This window comes from Ketobacter sp. MCCC 1A13808, assembly GCF_009746715.1.
Classification (GTDB): Bacteria; Pseudomonadota; Gammaproteobacteria; order Pseudomonadales; family Ketobacteraceae; genus Ketobacter.
Genome location: NZ_VRKW01000001.1, coordinates 800,261 through 816,109, shown reverse-complemented (window position 1 = coordinate 816,109; position 15,849 = coordinate 800,261). Strand labels below are relative to the sequence as shown.

Sequence of the window (15,849 nt, the reverse complement as noted above, 5' to 3'; positions counted from 1 at the left end):
GTAATATGGGTAGCCGGATGATAGTAGGGCTCGATATAGGCACCACAAAAGTAGTTACCATTGTGGGCCAGTTGAAAGGCGATGGTCATATCGAAATTATCGGCATCGGATCATGCCCTTCACGTGGTCTGAAAAAGGGCGTGGTGGTCGATATTGAGTCCACAGTGCAATCGATCCAACGAGCGATCGAAGAAGCAGAGCTGATGGCCGGGTGTCAGATCCATTCGGTCTATGTAGGCATTGCCGGTAGCCATATTCGTAGCCTTAACAGTCACGGGATCGTCGCTATCAAAGATCGCGAGGTGAACCGGGCAGATCTGGAGCGGGTCATTGATGCCGCTCAGGCTGTGCCCATCCCGGCAGATCAGAAAGTGCTGCATATTTTGCCGCAGGAATACATCATTGATTCCCAGGAGGGCATCAAAGAGCCGATGGGCATGTCCGGTGTGCGCCTGGAGTCAAAAGTTCATTTGGTCACCTGTGCCGTGAATGCAGCACAGAATATTGAACGTTGTGTGCGCCGATGCGGATTAGAAGTAGAAGATATTATTCTGGAGCAGCTGGCGTCAGCCTATGCAGTGCTGACAGACGATGAAAAAGAATTAGGTGTATGTATGGTGGATATCGGTGGCGGTACAACCGATATAGCGGTTTTCACTGAAGGCTCAATTCGTCATACAGCGGTTATACCAATAGCAGGCGATCAGGTAACAAACGACATCGCCATGGCGTTGCGAACGCCAACAGAGCATGCCAACGAGATTAAAATCAAGTACGCGTGCTGTTTGACTCAGTTGGCTGGCCCGCAGGAAACAATTCGGGTGGCAAGTGTTGGTGATCGACCTTCTCGTGAACTTTCCAGGCAGGCGTTGGCCGAAGTAGTAGAGCCTCGTTACGACGAATTGTTTTCTCTGGTGCAGGCGGAACTTCGTCGCTCAGGTTACGAAGATCTGATAGCGGCGGGTATTGTACTTACCGGAGGCTCATCGAAAATGGAAGGTGCGGTAGAGTTGGCAGAAGAAATTTTCCACATGCCGGTGCGATTGGCTTCACCTCACAGTATTCAGGGTTTAACTGAAATGGTGAAAAACCCAATATATGCCACCGGAGTCGGTTTACTGAAATATGGACAAAAACAAGTAGAGGCGGGAATCGCACAACACCCAACACCTCAGATCATAGAAGAAAGCTTTGTATCGAAAATGAAAACCTGGATAAAAGGCAATTTTTGACAGGTTACAAATAACTATTTAATCAGTTCTCAACCAAGAGAAACCATAGCGAAGGAAGGAAAGGGGAGATAGATATGTTTGAACTCGTTGACAACGTACCTCAGAACGCAGTAATAAAAGTCGTCGGTGTCGGAGGCGGTGGTGGTAATGCCGTTGAACACATGCTTTCAAATCAGGTGGACGGTGTGGATTTCATCTGCGCTAACACGGATGCCCAGGCGTTGAAAAATATGAACTCCAAAACCCTGCTGCAACTCGGTGGGGCAGTCACTAAGGGTTTGGGTGCGGGTGCGAACCCTCATGTAGGCCGGGATGCCGCTCTTGAAGATCGAGAACGCATCCGTGAAGTGCTGGAAGGCGCTGACATGGTTTTTATTACCGCAGGCATGGGTGGCGGAACAGGCACAGGTGGTGCGCCTATCGTGGCTGAAATAGCGAAAGAGATGGGCATTCTTACCGTCGCGGTCGTCACTAAGCCCTTTCCTTTCGAAGGTCGTAAGCGTATGCAAATTGCGTTGGAGGGCATGAAAGAGCTGTCCGACAACGTGGATTCATTGATTACGATTCCGAATGAAAAACTGCTGGCAGTACTTGGTCCCAAAACCAGTTTGCTCGACGCATTTAAAGCGGCGAATGATGTGTTATTGGGTGCGGTGCAGGGGATAGCCGATCTGATTATCCGCCCCGGTATGATCAACGTCGACTTTGCAGACGTTCGCACCGTTATGTCTGAGATGGGCATGGCGATGATGGGAACCGGCTTCGCAAGTGGTGAAAGTCGTGCCCGTGAAGCTGCAGAGAAAGCGATCCGCAGTCCGTTGCTGGAAGATGTGAACCTGGAAGGTGCGCGCGGTATTCTAGTGAATATCACTGCGGGCGAAAGTTTGTCGCTGGGTGAGTTCTCTGAAGTAGGCGACACGGTCGAAGAGTTCGCTTCAGACAATGCGACCGTTGTTGTGGGCACAGTAATTGATCCCAGCATGGGCGATGATCTTCGCGTCACTGTGGTGGCGACGGGGCTCGGCGCGGTGGGTGAGCAAACCACGCCGGTTCGTTCAGTTGAATCTGTGACTAAACGGTCTGCTCAGGAAGCGGTCTCAGACTATGGACGTTTTGATAAGCCAGCGGTGGAAAGGGTGCGGCGACATCAGCCTCAACCCCAGTCCGAATCACGCAGGCGTCCAGTAATGGAGACGGATGTGAACCGGGAATATCTTGATATTCCAACGTTTTTGAGACGCCAGGCCGATTAATTTGGTCAAAAAACATACGGTTTGCGGTGATTTATTTGGTGATCTTGACGAATGCTGCTAGTATTACGCCAAATTTCCGCTTTGTGCCCCGAATTTTAAACCTTAAATTGTGTGGAATGAGATGATTAGACAACGCACATTAAAAAATACAATCCGTGCAACCGGTATCGGTCTGCATACAGGCGATAAAGTGTACCTCACTTTGCGGCCTGCGCCGGTAAACACAGGCATTGTATTCTGTCGAACCGACCTGGATCCCGTGGTAACCATCCACGCGGACACCCTTAATGTAGGAGATACTACGTTATCAACTACATTGGAGAACGGGGACGTTCGAGTGTCCACTGTTGAGCATTTGATGTCGGCGTTTGCAGGTCTTGGTATCGACAATGCTTACGTTGATTTGAGTGCTTCTGAAGTCCCGATCATGGATGGCAGTGCCGGTCCCTTCGTGTTTCTGTTGCAATCCGCAGGTATTGAAGAGCAAGGTGCGTTGAAGAAATTCATCCGCATCAAGCGCCGCGTGACTGTGACGGACGGAGATAAGTCAGCGACATTCCTGCCTTTTAACGGGTTTAAAGTGGGTTTTGAGATCGACTTCGATCACCCTGTGATTAAAGCGCGTAGTCAGACAATTTCACTGGATTTTTCCAGCACATCGTTTGTGCGTGAGGTCAGCCGGGCCCGTACCTTTGGTTTTATGCGCGATATTGAGTACCTGCGTGAGCGTAATCTAGCGCTTGGTGGCAGTGTCGAAAACGCAATCGTGGTAGACGATTACCGGATTCTGAACGAAGACGGTCTTCGGTACGACGACGAGTTCGTAAAACACAAAGTATTGGATGCAATTGGCGACCTGTATTTGTTAGGCAAAAGCCTGATTGGCGAGTTTCAGGGTTATAAGTCCGGACACGCCCTGAATAATCAGCTTTTGAGAGAGTTATTGGTACAAGAAGATGCCTGGGAAATGGTCACCTTCGATGACGCCAAAACTGCGCCAATTTCCTACACCAATCCTGTGTTGGCAGCAGAGTAGTCAAAAAACCGTTACACAATCCCCCCTTTCTGCCATTAAATCCGACAATTTAGTCGGATTTAATGGCAATTTTCTTAATCTTTGCCATATTTCTCTAGAGTGTCAGCGAGCCTGATCATCGACATCGCCAGAGCGTCGTCTTTTATCTCCGCCGCCGCATCCTTGAGAGCCTGTCTGTTTCCGGCTGATACAGGTTTTGCGGTACGGGTATAACTGCGATCCATCTTTATAGGTTGCTCAGCAATTTTGATGTCGATAGTTTGCACGGCGCTGAATTTAGTGCTCTTTTTGAGTTTTGTGAGTAGCTGAGGTTGCATAAACCGGAGTTGCGTTGCTGCGGAACCAGTGCTGGTCTCTAAAACCATCGCTCCGTTGCGGTAACTGCGGATTTGACAAAAATTAGCCAGCTTGCTGGGTAGTAATTGTTTAAAAATGTGATTCAGCTCAAGAAGTTGGACGGCGTTTTCAGCAAGTGACATCACGTCCTTGTTGTGGCGCATGATTTCCCTTATATTTTTTATGGTTTGATCCATTGCCATAAGAAATCACAAAATGCTCAGAGAGTTGAGTAGTAGGGCTTTTGATTTCTTCTAATTGTGAAGCAAAAGGCCATTGAACTCTAGAGACGTAGTAATGAATGTAATTCTTTTTGATCAGAAGACGGGTCACTCTCGCCCCGTTCGTTTCCCTGCGGCTGTGTTGATGCTGGCAGTGGTCCTTTTACTGGCTGTCACTGCCGCTGGTGGTGTGGCAGCAGGTTACTTCCTGAAAGGGAATGTTGTTGCATCCGATGGTGATTTGACGATCTTGTTGAAGCAGGATATCGCCAATAACGCAGAAAGCATCAAACAAGCACAGCAATCGGCAGAAGGTCATGTATCAGCAATGACGGTGCGCATGGCTGAACTGCAGGCGCGCCTGATGCGCCTGGATGCCCTGGGCGAGCGCTTGGTTGATGTCGCCAACCTGAAGGGCGGGGAGTTCGAGTTTTCCGAGGTCCCCGCAGTCGGGGGGCCTGAAGAAGGTGAAATGGGAATTGAAGTGGAACGGCCCAGCTTTCTGAAGGATCTGGACCAATTGGCATCGGATGTAGAAACCCGTGAACGTCAGCTGGAAGTGCTGGAAAGTTTGCTTGAAAACCGCAAGATTCAAAAAGAAGTCGCCCTTGCCGGCAGACCTATTACCTGGGGCTGGTTGTCATCACGTTTCGGGCGTCGGAATGATCCTTTTACCGGGCGGGTAGCCTGGCATTCCGGCGTGGATTTCGCTGGCAAAGATGGATCTGATATCGTCTCCGTCGGTGGTGGGGTGGTGACCTGGGCGGGTGAAAGATACGGATACGGCCTGATGGTTGAAGTCAGCCACGGCGGTGGTTATGCCACGCGTTACGCCCATGCAAAAGAAATTGAAGTGCAAGTTGGCGATATTGTGAAGCAGGGTCAGGTTTTGGCAAAAATGGGTAGCACTGGCCGTTCCACAGGCCCTCATGTGCACTTTGAAGTGCGTAAAAACGGCAAAGCGGTTGACCCCTCCCGTTACGTGCTGCGGAAGCGCACATAAATACTCCCGAATCCGCTAAAATAGTCAAGAAGGCGCACCTAATACGTGCGCCTTTTCATTATTCCCCCATGTAAACGCTTTATCCTGCAGGGAAAATAACGTTAGAATTGCTGCCTTAAATTTTATTCCCTGTAAAGTGCTGGGTCTGCTGGTTTAGGTTAGACCCAACCCGTAAGGTTAGGGAACAAAGCCTCCGTTCAAAGAAGTGAAAACCTATGTTACGACCACTGTTTCGCAAGATTTTTGGTAGCAAGAATGAGCGTGAGCTCAAGCGCATGGGAAAACTGGTTGTTGAGATCTCAGCCCTGGAGGAGGAGATAAAAACCCTCTCCGACGAGCAGTTGAAGGCTAAAACAACGGAATTTCGTGCCCGTCTGGAGCAGGGCGAAACCCTGGATGCTTTGTTACCTGAAGCCTTTGCCACGGTTAGAGAGGCGAGTAGCCGTGTCATGGGGATGCGTCACTTTGATTGTCAAATGATCGGGGGCATCACGCTGCACGAAGGCAAGATCGCTGAAATGCGCACCGGTGAGGGTAAAACCCTGACTGCGACCCTGGCTGTTTATTTGAATGCGCTACCTGAAACCAGCGTTCACGTTGTAACGGTCAACGATTATTTGGCTCAGCGGGATGCGGATTGGATGCGGCCGTTGTATGAGTTTCTGGGCTTATCGGTCGGGGTGATCTTATCCCAGCAGGATTCAGAATCGAAGCGAGCAGCCTACGCATGTGATATTACCTACGGTACCAATAATGAATTTGGATTTGATTACCTGCGTGACAACATGGCCTTCACCCTGGAGGACCGGGCTCAGGGGCCACTGGCGTTCGCTGTAGTAGACGAAGTCGACTCCATACTCATAGATGAGGCACGTACGCCATTGATCATCTCCGGGCCCAGTGAAGACAGCTCGGAGCTCTATAAGAAGATCAATGTATTAATACCTAAGCTGCAACGCGGGTATGAAGAGAACCCGGACGGCAATCCGGAAGAAGGCCCGTCGGGGCATTTTACTATTGATGAAAAAAACCGTCAGGTAGAACTGACAGAAGAAGGCCATCAATATGTAGAAGATTTGCTGATTGAATACAACTTATTGAACGACGGGGAAAGTTTATATGCCCCCAATAATTTGAATCTACTGCATCATGTACACGCGGCATTAAAAGCACACAGTTTGTTTCAACGTGATGTTGATTATATCGTTCAGAATAACCAGATCGTCATTGTGGACGAACACACTGGGCGCACAATGGCGGGGCGCCGCTGGTCTGATGGTATCCACCAGGCCGTAGAAGCAAAAGAAGGCGTGAATATTCAATCGGAAAATCAAACGCTGGCTTCAACCACTTTCCAGAATTACTTCCGTTTGTATAACAAGCTATCGGGTATGACCGGTACTGCTGATACCGAAGCATTTGAATTTCACCAAATCTATGGTTTGGATGTGATCGTTATTCCCACCAATAAACCCATGGTGCGAAAGGACGAGAACGATTTGATCTATATGAGCGTTGAAGAAAAATACGACGCGATCATTGAAGATATCAAAGGCGTTGTCGAGGAGAATCGACCAGTGCTGGTGGGTACCGCGTCAATTGAGAGTTCTGAGTATTTGTCGAAGGTTCTGACCAAGCAAAAAATCCCCCACAAGGTTTTGAACGCGAAATTTCATGCTCAGGAAGCCGAAATTATTTCGCAAGCAGGTCGTGCCGGGTCGATTACGATTGCAACCAATATGGCCGGACGTGGAACGGATATTGTTCTGGGCGGTAACTGGCAGGTAGAAGTGGACGCGATGGCGTCTCCCACCGAGCAGGACATTGCGGCCGCCAAGCAGGCCTGGAAGGATCGTAACCAGGCAGTAAAAGACGCGGGGGGGTTGCATATAATTGGCACGGAGCGTCATGAATCCCGCCGAATAGATAACCAGTTGCGCGGCCGTTCCGGTCGGCAGGGCGACCCGGGGTCCACCCGCTTCTTCCTGTCGCTGGAAGATAATCTGATGCGCATTTTCGCGTCGGACAAAGTCAAAGGCCTGATGCAATCATTGGGAATGGAAAAAGGCGAAGCAATAGAGCACCGTTGGGTGACAAAATCTATCGAGAATGCGCAGAAGAAAGTGGAAGGGCGCAATTTTGATATTCGTAAATCGCTGCTTGAATACGACGATGTTGCCAACGATCAGCGCCGAGTTGTGTACGAACAGCGTAATGATATTCTGCATGCAGAGGATTTATCTGAAAACATCAAAGCCATTCGGGTGGATGTCGTCAACGATTTTATCAGTGGATACATACCGCCTCAGAGCATGGAAGAACAGTGGGAAGTGGCTGAGCTGGAAAAAGCACTGGAATCTGATTTCCGGGTTCCAATGCCCATCCAAAGTTGGCTTGACGAAGACAAGACGCTACACGAAGAAAGCCTGCGCCAGAAAATTATCGACATTCTGGAGCAGGCGTACGCGACCAAAGAAGCCAATCTGGGTGATGAAGCCCATGTCATGCGTCAGCTTGAAAAACATGTGATGTTGGCGACCCTGGATCGATTGTGGAAAGAACACTTATCCAATATGGATCACCTGCGTCAGGGCATTCATCTGCGCGGTTATGCACAAAAGAATCCGAAACAGGAGTATAAGCGGGAAGCGTTTGAGCTATTTCAGATGTTTCTGGAGAACGTTAAGCTGGAGGTGATACGTATCCTCACCACGGTGGAACTGCGGCGTCAGGAAGAAGTGGAAGAATTGGAGCGACAACGGCGCGCTGCTGCTGAACGTGACATAAAGCTACAGCATGCGGACGCCTCGGCAACGGAAGAACCGCCAGAGGTTGCTGATCCCTCCCATACGCCGTTTCAGCGCCAGGATCGTAAAGTAGGGCGTAATGAGCCTTGTCCCTGTGGCTCTGGCAAGAAATACAAACACTGTCACGGCCAGTTAGAATAAGCACCAAGCCGGCTTTTCAAAATAATATTAAGGGGCTGTATCAGCCCCTTTTTCAATTCACATCAGGAGAACAATCATGGCGGTCGGAGCAGACACGTTTCCCGAAATGCACCCGGTAAAAGGCTTTCGCCTGGGCGCTACCAAAGCTGGAATTAAAAAGCCGGACCGACGGGATCTAGTGATGATGGAAGCCTTGGCAGGCAGTACCATCGCGGGTACGTTCACACTCAATGCGTTTTGTGCAGCACCGGTTACTGTTTGCAAACGTAATTTAATGTCACTGGGTGGCGCCGCGCAGCAAAACGTGTTTCTGATCACCAACACGGGCTATGCCAATGCAGGAACCGGCACGCAGGGAATGGCCAACGCCGAATCGGTATGCCAGCATTTAGCGGAGCAGGTTTCCGTTCCGGTGAATCACATTTTCCCTTTTTCCACTGGCGTCATTGGTGAGCCCTTGCCTGTGGACCGCGTGGTTGCGGGCATACCCGATGCCATCAACAGGCTGTCGGAGTCCGGTTGGGCTGATGCGGCGGTTGGCATCATGACCACGGATACCCGGGCAAAAGGCGCTTCCGTACAGCTCAATCTGCAGGGCAAAGTGGTGACCATAACCGGTATCTCAAAAGGTGCCGGCATGATCAAGCCGAATATGGCAACCATGCTGGGTTATGTCGCGACCGATGCGGCCGTGGCACCCGACTTGTTGCAACTTTTGGCATCCCAGGCAACGCAGGCTTCATTCAACTCCATTACGGTCGACAGTGACACTTCCACCAACGATAGCTGCCTGCTGGTCGCGACTGGCCAATCCGGAGTAACCATATCCGAATCCGCTGTAGATGATCTGGAAGCGTTCAGCACGGCATTACAGTCGGTCTTTCTGCAGTTAGCGCATGCCATCATCCGTGACGGTGAAGGTGCCACTAAATTTGTTGCGGTTCAGGTTGAGCAGGCCCGCTCGGCAGACGAAGCCCGGGAAGTCGCCTATACCATTGCCCATTCTCCACTGATCAAAACTGCGTTGTTTGCTTGTGACCCGAACTGGGGGCGAATCCTGGCGGCAGTCGGGCGAGCTCCGATACCGGATCTGGCGGTGGAGGGCGTGTCGGTTTATCTCAATCATGTGTTGATTGCTGAGCAGGGCGGGGTTGCGGCAAGTTATACCGAAGCGGCGGGCTCTGCCGAAATGCAGAAAGAAGAAATCACCATCCGGGTCGGACTCAGCCGTGGTGATGCGCAGGCAACAATCTGGACTACGGACCTGTCCTACGATTATGTAAAAATCAATGCCGATTACCGGTCCTGATTGATGAAACGAGTCCATGTCGTCGCGGCGGTAATTGAGGGAGACGCTGATCGGCGGCAGCATCAAATACTGTTGGCCAGACGTCCGGATCATTTGCACCAAGGCGGAAAATGGGAGTTTCCTGGAGGAAAAGTGGAACCGGGCGAATCGGTTCTCCCTGCATTGCAACGGGAGCTAAAAGAAGAGTTGAATCTCGAGTTCACCCGCGCCGAGCCATTAATCAAGATCAGCCACGATTATCCGGACAAAAAAGTGTTGTTGGAAGTTTGGAAAGTAACTCAATTTCACGGCCCCCCTCAAGGTCTTGAAGGGCAGGAGATTCGCTGGGTTTGTAAATCGCAATTGGGTGATTATGAGTTCCCGGCCGCCAATGTGCCCATAGTAACGGCGGCACAACTGCCACGGCGCTATGTTATATCACCGGAAGTAGGCACGTCATTAAGCGCCTATCTTGATCAGCTGAAAGCCACGGTGGCATCCGGTGCGGAGCTGATCCAGTTGCGGGCCAAAACCGCGACCCAAAGCCAATGGGAAGCGATACAGTGTTGTGTTCGAGAATTGAAAAGCCGCTACCGGGTTGAGGTGCTGGTGAACAGCGATATAGCGGGTGTGGATGCCAATGAATTCGATGGAATTCATCTTACCTCCCGTGATCTGCAAGCGATGCAGCGGCGGCCGGAAGGCGTTCGTTGGTTGTCCGCTTCTTGTCATAGCGCAGAACAAATTGCCTGTGCAGAACGTTTGGGTGTGGACTTTGTCACTCTGTCCCCGGTATTTGCCACTAGCAGCCACCCCGGGGCAGCGTGTTTAGGCAAAGATGACTTCGCTAAGCTGGTTTGTGATGCGAAGGTGCCCGTCTATGCTTTGGGCGGTCTGAAGGCCGGCCATCTGGACTGGTGCCTAGAGGCTGGTGCCCAGGGCGTCGCAGCCATTACCGGATTGTGGGCCAAGTCAATGCAGTGACGGATCTTCGCCGCTGTCATCCTGCTGCAGCGACCAATCCGGCGAGCCGGCAATGTAGCGCTCACCACTGGCCCACTCGCCTAAATCAATCAGCTTGCAGCGATCTGAGCAAAAAGGACGAAATGGATTTTTCTCGCTCCATTCCAGCATTTTTTCACAAGTAGGGCATTTTACTTCCATAATCGGACTTCTATAGTTGCTTGTGGCGCGCATTGGCCATATCAAGATAGGTTGTGTGAAGGCGGTCGATTGCCTCATGGAGACTGGCGAGATCCTTGTCATTCACAATGATGTCGTCGGCTTTTTCGCAGCGTTGCTGACGCTGCATCTGAGCGGCAATGATCGCTTTAACTCCCGCTTCAGTTGTTGTATCCCGGCGAATGGTACGATTGATCTGAATATCTTGCGGAACGTCTATTACCAGAATGCGATCGACCATCTGATGTTGGTTGCCCTCCAATAGAAGGGGGGATACCAGAATCGTGTAGGGTGAGGTGCTGCTTTGGATTTGAGAAAGGATTTCCTGCGCGATCAGCGGGTGGGTCAGGCGCTCAAGCCATTTGCGCTCGTCGGGATCCGCGAACACAATCTCGCGTAACGCGCGGCGATCCAATTGACCATCAGGGGCGATCACACCGGAGCCGAAGTGTTCTTCAATTGCTTTCAATGCGGGGCGACCGGATTCAACCACCACCCGCGATGCCAGGTCTGCATCCACCACGGTGATTCCCAAACTTTGAAAGCGATCCGTTGCGGCGGTTTTTCCGCTGCCGATGCCGCCGGTGACACCTACAACAAACTTATTCATTTCCACTCAGTCATTAATAATGCAAAGTGGTTATTGTTGCCGTTAAGGCGCAGATAGTAAATAGCAACGGATTACATCATGGCCCGTTGATAGGTGTTAGTCAGCTCCGGGCCCCAGATAAACGCAATCCAACCGGCTGCTGCCAGGTAAGGCCCGAACGGGATCGGAATGTTTTTATCGCGGCCTTGTGCAATGATCAGGGTAATGCCGCAAGCCGCTCCGACAAATGAGGACAGCACCACGATTAATAGCAGATCCTGCCATCCCATCCAGGCACCCAATGCCGCCAGCAGCTTGAAGTCCCCATAGCCCATACCTTCTTTTTTCGTCAGCAATTTGAATAGCCAATAAAGGCTCCACAGACTGAGGTAGCCAAACACAGCCCCGAGAATCGAACTTTCCAGGGTGGTGAACATGCCAAAGAAATTCAACAGAATACCCAACCACATCAGTGGCAACGTAATTTGATCCGGAAGTAGTTTGTGGTCGAAGTCGATCATGGTCAGGCAAATCAGGCACCACGTAAAAACCAGCGCAGCGGCTGCCTCCCAGGTAAAACCAAAGTGAAGAGCGATAAACCCTGAGGCCACACCAGTGAGCAATTCAATAATCGGGTAACGGGGCGAAATCCGGGTTTTACATTGGCTGCACTTACCCTTCAACGCCAGATAGCTAAACAGCGGGATATTCTCGTACCATCGGATCAGATGGCCACACTGGGGGCAGGTAGAATCCGGCTTGGCAATATTAAATGGAGGTTTGGGTAGTTTCTCCGGGTGTTGCTGAATGTCTTGCGGTACTTTGCCGAACATTTCTTCGATAAAATCCCGGCAGTTATCCAACCATTCCAGCTGCATAATAATCGGCAATCGGTAAATTATGACATTGAAAAAACTGCCGAAAATCAGCCCGAATAAAAAAATAACCCCGGCGAAATAGTCGGGGTTACTGGATAGATATGAAAATACAGGATTTTGCATTGGAGCGAATTTGTTCCTTATACAACAGAGCCCAGCTGGAAGATGGGGAGGTACATGGCGATGATCAGGCCACCAACTAGTACGCCGAGCACGGCCATGATAATGGGCTCCAGTAAGCTTGTGAGCCCGTCTACAGCATTGTCCACTTCATCTTCGTAATACGTTGCCACTTTATCCAGCATGGTGTCGAGGGCGCCGGATTCTTCACCGATAGCCGTCATTTGAACGGCCATTGCAGGGAATACGCCTGTGGCTCTCATGGAGAAGTTTAGTTGTGTGCCGCTTGAGACTTCTTCGCGTATTTTATTAACGGCATTCCGGTAGACAACGTTACCGGTTGCGCCTGCGACGGATTCGAGTGCATCCACCAGCGGAACCCCGGCGGCGAAGGTGGTGGCGAGCGTGCGGCCGAAGCGGGCGATAGTGGCTTTAAAAAGAATATCGCCTACGACGGGGGCTTTGAGGGCCAGGCGATCTAGGAAGTCTACGAATGCCGGTGAGCGCTTTTTTGCTTCTGCGAAAGTGAAGCCTATCGCAATCATTATGACAATTAAAATTATCCACCATTCCTGCAACCATTCCGAAATATTGATGACCATTTGTGTGAATGCAGGAAGTTCTGCGCCGAATCCGGCGAATAGCTCTTGGAATACAGGTACGACTTTCAGTAGAAGAATAGCGGTAACTATACAAGCGACAATCACGACAGCGATTGGATATTTAATAGCTTTTTTGATTTTGGCTTTCAGTGCCTCGGTTTTTTCTTTATATATCGCAATCCGGTCGAGCATCGTTTCCAGTGCACCGGATTGTTCGCCGGAATCCACCAAGCTTACAAAAAGATCATCGAAATAAGCCGGATGGGCCGCCAGAGAATTGGCGAGATTGTTACCCCCCTCAATGTCGCCTTTTATTTTAAGCAGAAGATCGCGCATTGATGGGTTGTCATGTCCATCGGCTACAATCTCAAAGGACTGCACCAGCGGTACACCCGCTTTCATCATAGTCGCCAATTGCCGAGTAAATACTGCGACATCCATTGGCGTAATCTTCTTTTTCTTCGGTCCAAATAAAGAGGCTGGTTTCTTTCTTACTTTCTTGGCGACAATACCCTGTTTGCGAAGTTCGGCTTTTATCAGGGTCATATTGGTGCCTGATAACTCGCCTTTCACCTTATTGCCTTTTTTGTCTGTTCCATCCCATAGAAACACCTGAACTTTCGGCGGGGCTGCCTTTTTTGCTGTCTTTGGTTGTGCTTGGGTTGCCGTAGCCATACTTAATGTCCCGTTGTTACTCGGTTAACTTCTTCAAGGCTGGTAAGACCATCTTTGACTTTCTTTAAACCGCTTAGACGGAGGTCGTTGAAACCTGCTTCGCGAGCAGCGTCTGCAATCTCAATTGCATTACCATCTTCCATTATAATCCTTGAAATAGAATCCGTTATCTTAACGACCTCATAAATACCCACCCGACCCTTGTACCCGTTCACACATTTGTCACAACCATTGGGTCCATAGATGGTAAAGGATCCTATTTCATCTTCTTTAAAACCTTCAGCTATAAGCGTCTCTTTAGGCAGATCCACGGGCTTTTTACAGGATTTGCACAGTCGCCGGGCCAGCCGCTGGGCAATAATCAGTGAAACAGAGGTTGCAATGTTAAACGCGGGCACCCCCATGTTGCGTAAGCGGGTTAAGGTTTCGGGGGCGCTATTGGTGTGGAGGGTTGATAACACCAGGTGCCCGGTTTGAGCCGCTTTGATGGCGATTTCTGCTGTTTCCAGGTCTCGAATCTCCCCCACCATGACGATGTCGGGGTCTTGTCGTAGAAATGCCCGCAAAGCGGAACCAAAGTTCAGGCCCACTTTGTTGTTAACGTTGACTTGATTAATGCCTTCCAGATTGATTTCAGCAGGATCTTCGGCAGTTGATATATTGCGCTCCGGGGTGTTTAGGATATTGAGACCAGTGTATAGCGAAACAGTTTTGCCCGAACCGGTGGGGCCCGTCACCAGTATCATCCCTTGAGGTTGTTCAAGGGCATTCATGAAAAGCTTTTTCTGTTCATCTTCGTACCCAAGCGCATCTATACCTAACTTAGCGCTATCTGGGTCCAGAATCCGCAGTACAATTTTTTCACCGAATAGAGTCGGTAGTGTATTTACCCGGAAATCAATAGCACGGGTTTTTGAAATTTTCAGTTTTATACGACCATCTTGAGGGATTCGTCTTTCAGATATATCCAGCTGCGACATAACCTTTAGTCGGGCAGCTAGCTTAGTCGCAAAGTTGATGGGAGGGCGGGCGACTTCTTGCAGTATGCCATCGGCACGCAGCCTGATTCTGTATGCTTTCTCATATGGCTCGAAGTGGATATCAGAGGCTCCAAGTTTGATCGCATCTAGTAATATCTTGTTCACGAAACGGACAATCGGAGCATCATCTGCAGCATCTGCTGCGACATCCTTACTGTCCTCTTCAGTGCCAGCTTCAATATCCAGGTCATCTAGATCAGAATCACCCAGATCACTAAATCCTGAATCTTGGCTTTCCAGGTATTTGTCGATTGCCCTATCTAATTTATCCTCATCGACTATCACCGCCTCTGTGTTAAGCCCGGTATTGAACTTGATTTCATCCAATGCTTGGAGGTTTGTGGGATCAACAACAGCGATATATAAGCGCGTGCCTCGTTTGAAAATGGGTAGCGCCCTGTGCTTCCGTACAAGCTTCTCGTTCACTAATTCCTTAGGTAGTGCATCAGGAGATAGGGCATCAAGTTCTATAATAGGAGTACCAAACTCTTCTGCTGCTGCATTTGCTATAGCTCTTGCCGAGAGAATACTGTTCTGAACTAAATACGTTACTAGAGGGATTTTTTGCTTTTGGGCAGTTTCAGATGCCGTTTTAATAGTTTCCTCTTGGACTAAACCTTCGTTTAGAAGCTTTTTAGCTAAGCCACTTAGATTAAATGCTGTATTCATCTGCGATACGCCACAAATTAAAACTCATAATTGGTTGATTGCAATACGGTGTAGGCATGGTGTGCTGTATATTGATTCTTTTTTAATAGTAGATCAAACATGGTCTTTCGAAAGAATTTAGTCGGAAATCCAAAGTGACAAATATTGTCAGGTTATGTCGAAAGATGTGTGTGGTTGCATCGAGGTGGTGGTTTTCTGATCGGGCAAGGTGCTGATCTTTATGACGTTGCTTGGATTCTTGAAAATGGCATAGCCTGTGCTTAGCTTAAAACAGTTGGTTGGCTCGGTGCCGATGTCAATTGTTTTAAACATACCACACTCGTATTTCGGGAGAAATGCAATGAAGAAGCAAGTACAACAAGGTTTTACTCTAATTGAATTGATGATTGTGGTTGCGATCATCGGTATCCTGGCAGCAGTTGCCATTCCTGCGTACCAAGATTACACAGTCCGGGCGAAAGTTTCCGAAGGCTTGAGTTTGGCTGCAGCGGCTAAGACAGCTGTAGCAGAGACCTGGGCATCTGAAGGCAGATTTATGGCTTCGAATGCATCGATTGGTCTACCATCTGCTACTTCGATACGTGGCAATGCGGTCAGAAGTGTTGGTCAAGCTGGTGGCGTCATCACTATTACGATGGCTGCGACGGGTCTACCAACAAATGTGCAAGGCGATCAGTATCAATTGAGTGCTATGACGACTGCTGGTGGAATTCAGTGGGTATGCCAAACAACTAATATTGAAGCTAAATATTTACCTTCAGAGTGTCGTTAATTCGG

Annotated in this window: 14 protein-coding genes; 8 read left to right on the top strand and 6 right to left on the bottom strand. The window is 49.7% G+C overall.

From position 1 onward, the window contains the following. Positions 1 to 5: 5 nt before the first annotated feature. The 3 genes from ftsA (at position 6) to lpxC (ending at position 3,521) form a co-directional block, all read left to right on the top strand. Positions 6 to 1,232, top strand: a complete 1,227-nt coding sequence (ftsA, locus tag FT643_RS03490; protein WP_198043305.1) for a cell division protein FtsA — start codon at positions 6 to 8, stop codon at positions 1,230 to 1,232. Positions 1,233 to 1,306: 74 nt separating this feature from the next. Further along, the gene (gene ftsZ, locus FT643_RS03485; RefSeq protein ID WP_156869270.1) at positions 1,307 to 2,485 is read left to right on the top strand and encodes a cell division protein FtsZ; all 1,179 of its coding nucleotides are present in this window, start codon (positions 1,307 to 1,309) and stop codon (positions 2,483 to 2,485) included. A 121-nt stretch (positions 2,486 to 2,606) separates the two neighbouring features. Continuing rightward, the gene (lpxC, locus tag FT643_RS03480) at positions 2,607 to 3,521 is read left to right on the top strand and encodes a UDP-3-O-acyl-N-acetylglucosamine deacetylase (RefSeq protein ID WP_156869269.1); all 915 of its coding nucleotides are present in this window, start codon (positions 2,607 to 2,609) and stop codon (positions 3,519 to 3,521) included. 74 nt (positions 3,522 to 3,595) lie between these two features. On the opposite strand, the gene FT643_RS03475 is transcribed toward lpxC, so the two are convergent. Beyond that, positions 3,596 to 4,060 (bottom strand): DUF721 domain-containing protein, encoded by a 465-nt coding sequence (locus FT643_RS03475; protein ID WP_156869268.1) that lies wholly within the window; start codon positions 4,058 to 4,060, stop codon positions 3,596 to 3,598. A 94-nt stretch (positions 4,061 to 4,154) separates the two neighbouring features. Here FT643_RS03475 and FT643_RS03470 point away from each other — a divergent pair, with 94 nt between their 5' ends. The 4 genes from FT643_RS03470 to FT643_RS03455 all read left to right on the top strand — a co-directional run bounded on the left by FT643_RS03470 (position 4,155) and on the right by FT643_RS03455 (position 10,301). Continuing rightward, positions 4,155 to 5,081: a M23 family metallopeptidase gene (locus tag FT643_RS03470; RefSeq protein ID WP_156869267.1), complete on the top strand. Its 927-nt coding sequence runs from the start codon at positions 4,155 to 4,157 to the stop codon at positions 5,079 to 5,081. Positions 5,082 to 5,296: 215 nt separating this feature from the next. Next, positions 5,297 to 8,029, top strand: a complete 2,733-nt coding sequence (gene secA, locus FT643_RS03465; protein WP_156869266.1) for a preprotein translocase subunit SecA — start codon at positions 5,297 to 5,299, stop codon at positions 8,027 to 8,029. A 76-nt stretch (positions 8,030 to 8,105) separates the two neighbouring features. Further along, the gene (gene argJ / locus FT643_RS03460) at positions 8,106 to 9,338 is read left to right on the top strand and encodes a bifunctional glutamate N-acetyltransferase/amino-acid acetyltransferase ArgJ (RefSeq protein ID WP_156869265.1); all 1,233 of its coding nucleotides are present in this window, start codon (positions 8,106 to 8,108) and stop codon (positions 9,336 to 9,338) included. Positions 9,339 to 9,341: 3 nt separating this feature from the next. Then, entirely contained in the window at positions 9,342 to 10,301 is a 960-nt protein-coding gene (locus tag FT643_RS03455; protein ID WP_156869264.1) for a Nudix family hydrolase, read from the top strand. Here the strand turns inward: FT643_RS03455 and yacG are convergent. The 5 genes from yacG to pilB form a co-directional block, all read right to left on the bottom strand. Next, positions 10,290 to 10,481, bottom strand: coding sequence for a DNA gyrase inhibitor YacG (yacG, locus tag FT643_RS03450; RefSeq protein ID WP_156869263.1), 192 nt, complete (start codon positions 10,479 to 10,481; stop codon positions 10,290 to 10,292). The two genes, FT643_RS03455 and yacG, sit on opposite strands and share 12 nt — an antisense overlap. A gap of 10 nt (positions 10,482 to 10,491) precedes the next feature. Next, positions 10,492 to 11,109: a dephospho-CoA kinase gene (gene coaE, locus FT643_RS03445; protein ID WP_156869262.1), complete on the bottom strand. Its 618-nt coding sequence runs from the start codon at positions 11,107 to 11,109 to the stop codon at positions 10,492 to 10,494. A gap of 71 nt (positions 11,110 to 11,180) precedes the next feature. After that, the gene (locus FT643_RS03440) at positions 11,181 to 12,089 is read right to left on the bottom strand and encodes a prepilin peptidase (protein WP_156869261.1); all 909 of its coding nucleotides are present in this window, start codon (positions 12,087 to 12,089) and stop codon (positions 11,181 to 11,183) included. Positions 12,090 to 12,106: 17 nt separating this feature from the next. Then, positions 12,107 to 13,363: a type II secretion system F family protein gene (locus FT643_RS03435; protein ID WP_156869260.1), complete on the bottom strand. Its 1,257-nt coding sequence runs from the start codon at positions 13,361 to 13,363 to the stop codon at positions 12,107 to 12,109. Between the two features lie 2 nt (positions 13,364 to 13,365). Further along, a complete protein-coding gene (gene pilB, locus FT643_RS03430) occupies positions 13,366 to 15,072 on the bottom strand; it encodes a type IV-A pilus assembly ATPase PilB (RefSeq protein WP_156869259.1) in 1,707 nt (568 codons plus the stop codon). A 340-nt stretch (positions 15,073 to 15,412) separates the two neighbouring features. On the opposite strand from pilB, the gene FT643_RS03425 reads away from it, so the two are divergent. Continuing rightward, complete coding sequence (locus FT643_RS03425) at positions 15,413 to 15,844, top strand: pilin (protein WP_156869258.1); 432 nt, start codon at positions 15,413 to 15,415, stop codon at positions 15,842 to 15,844. Positions 15,845 to 15,849 lie beyond the last annotated feature (5 nt).

Coding starts and splice junctions, on each gene's coding strand:
- FT643_RS03425 (WP_156869258.1), top strand. CDS start 15,413: ATGAAGAAGCAAGTACAACAAGGTTTTACTCTAATTGAATTGATGATT.
- lpxC (WP_156869269.1), top strand. CDS start 2,607: ATGATTAGACAACGCACATTAAAAAATACAATCCGTGCAACCGGTATC.
- FT643_RS03440 (WP_156869261.1), bottom strand. CDS start 12,089: ATGCAAAATCCTGTATTTTCATATCTATCCAGTAACCCCGACTATTTC.
- FT643_RS03470 (WP_156869267.1), top strand. CDS start 4,155: ATGAATGTAATTCTTTTTGATCAGAAGACGGGTCACTCTCGCCCCGTT.
- ftsA (WP_198043305.1), top strand. CDS start 6: ATGGGTAGCCGGATGATAGTAGGGCTCGATATAGGCACCACAAAAGTA.
- pilB (WP_156869259.1), bottom strand. CDS start 15,072: ATGAATACAGCATTTAATCTAAGTGGCTTAGCTAAAAAGCTTCTAAAC.
- ftsZ (WP_156869270.1), top strand. CDS start 1,307: ATGTTTGAACTCGTTGACAACGTACCTCAGAACGCAGTAATAAAAGTC.
- FT643_RS03455 (WP_156869264.1), top strand. CDS start 9,342: ATGAAACGAGTCCATGTCGTCGCGGCGGTAATTGAGGGAGACGCTGAT.
- secA (WP_156869266.1), top strand. CDS start 5,297: ATGTTACGACCACTGTTTCGCAAGATTTTTGGTAGCAAGAATGAGCGT.
- argJ (WP_156869265.1), top strand. CDS start 8,106: ATGGCGGTCGGAGCAGACACGTTTCCCGAAATGCACCCGGTAAAAGGC.
- yacG (WP_156869263.1), bottom strand. CDS start 10,481: ATGGAAGTAAAATGCCCTACTTGTGAAAAAATGCTGGAATGGAGCGAG.
- coaE (WP_156869262.1), bottom strand. CDS start 11,109: ATGAATAAGTTTGTTGTAGGTGTCACCGGCGGCATCGGCAGCGGAAAA.
- FT643_RS03475 (WP_156869268.1), bottom strand. CDS start 4,060: ATGGCAATGGATCAAACCATAAAAAATATAAGGGAAATCATGCGCCAC.
- FT643_RS03435 (WP_156869260.1), bottom strand. CDS start 13,363: ATGGCTACGGCAACCCAAGCACAACCAAAGACAGCAAAAAAGGCAGCC.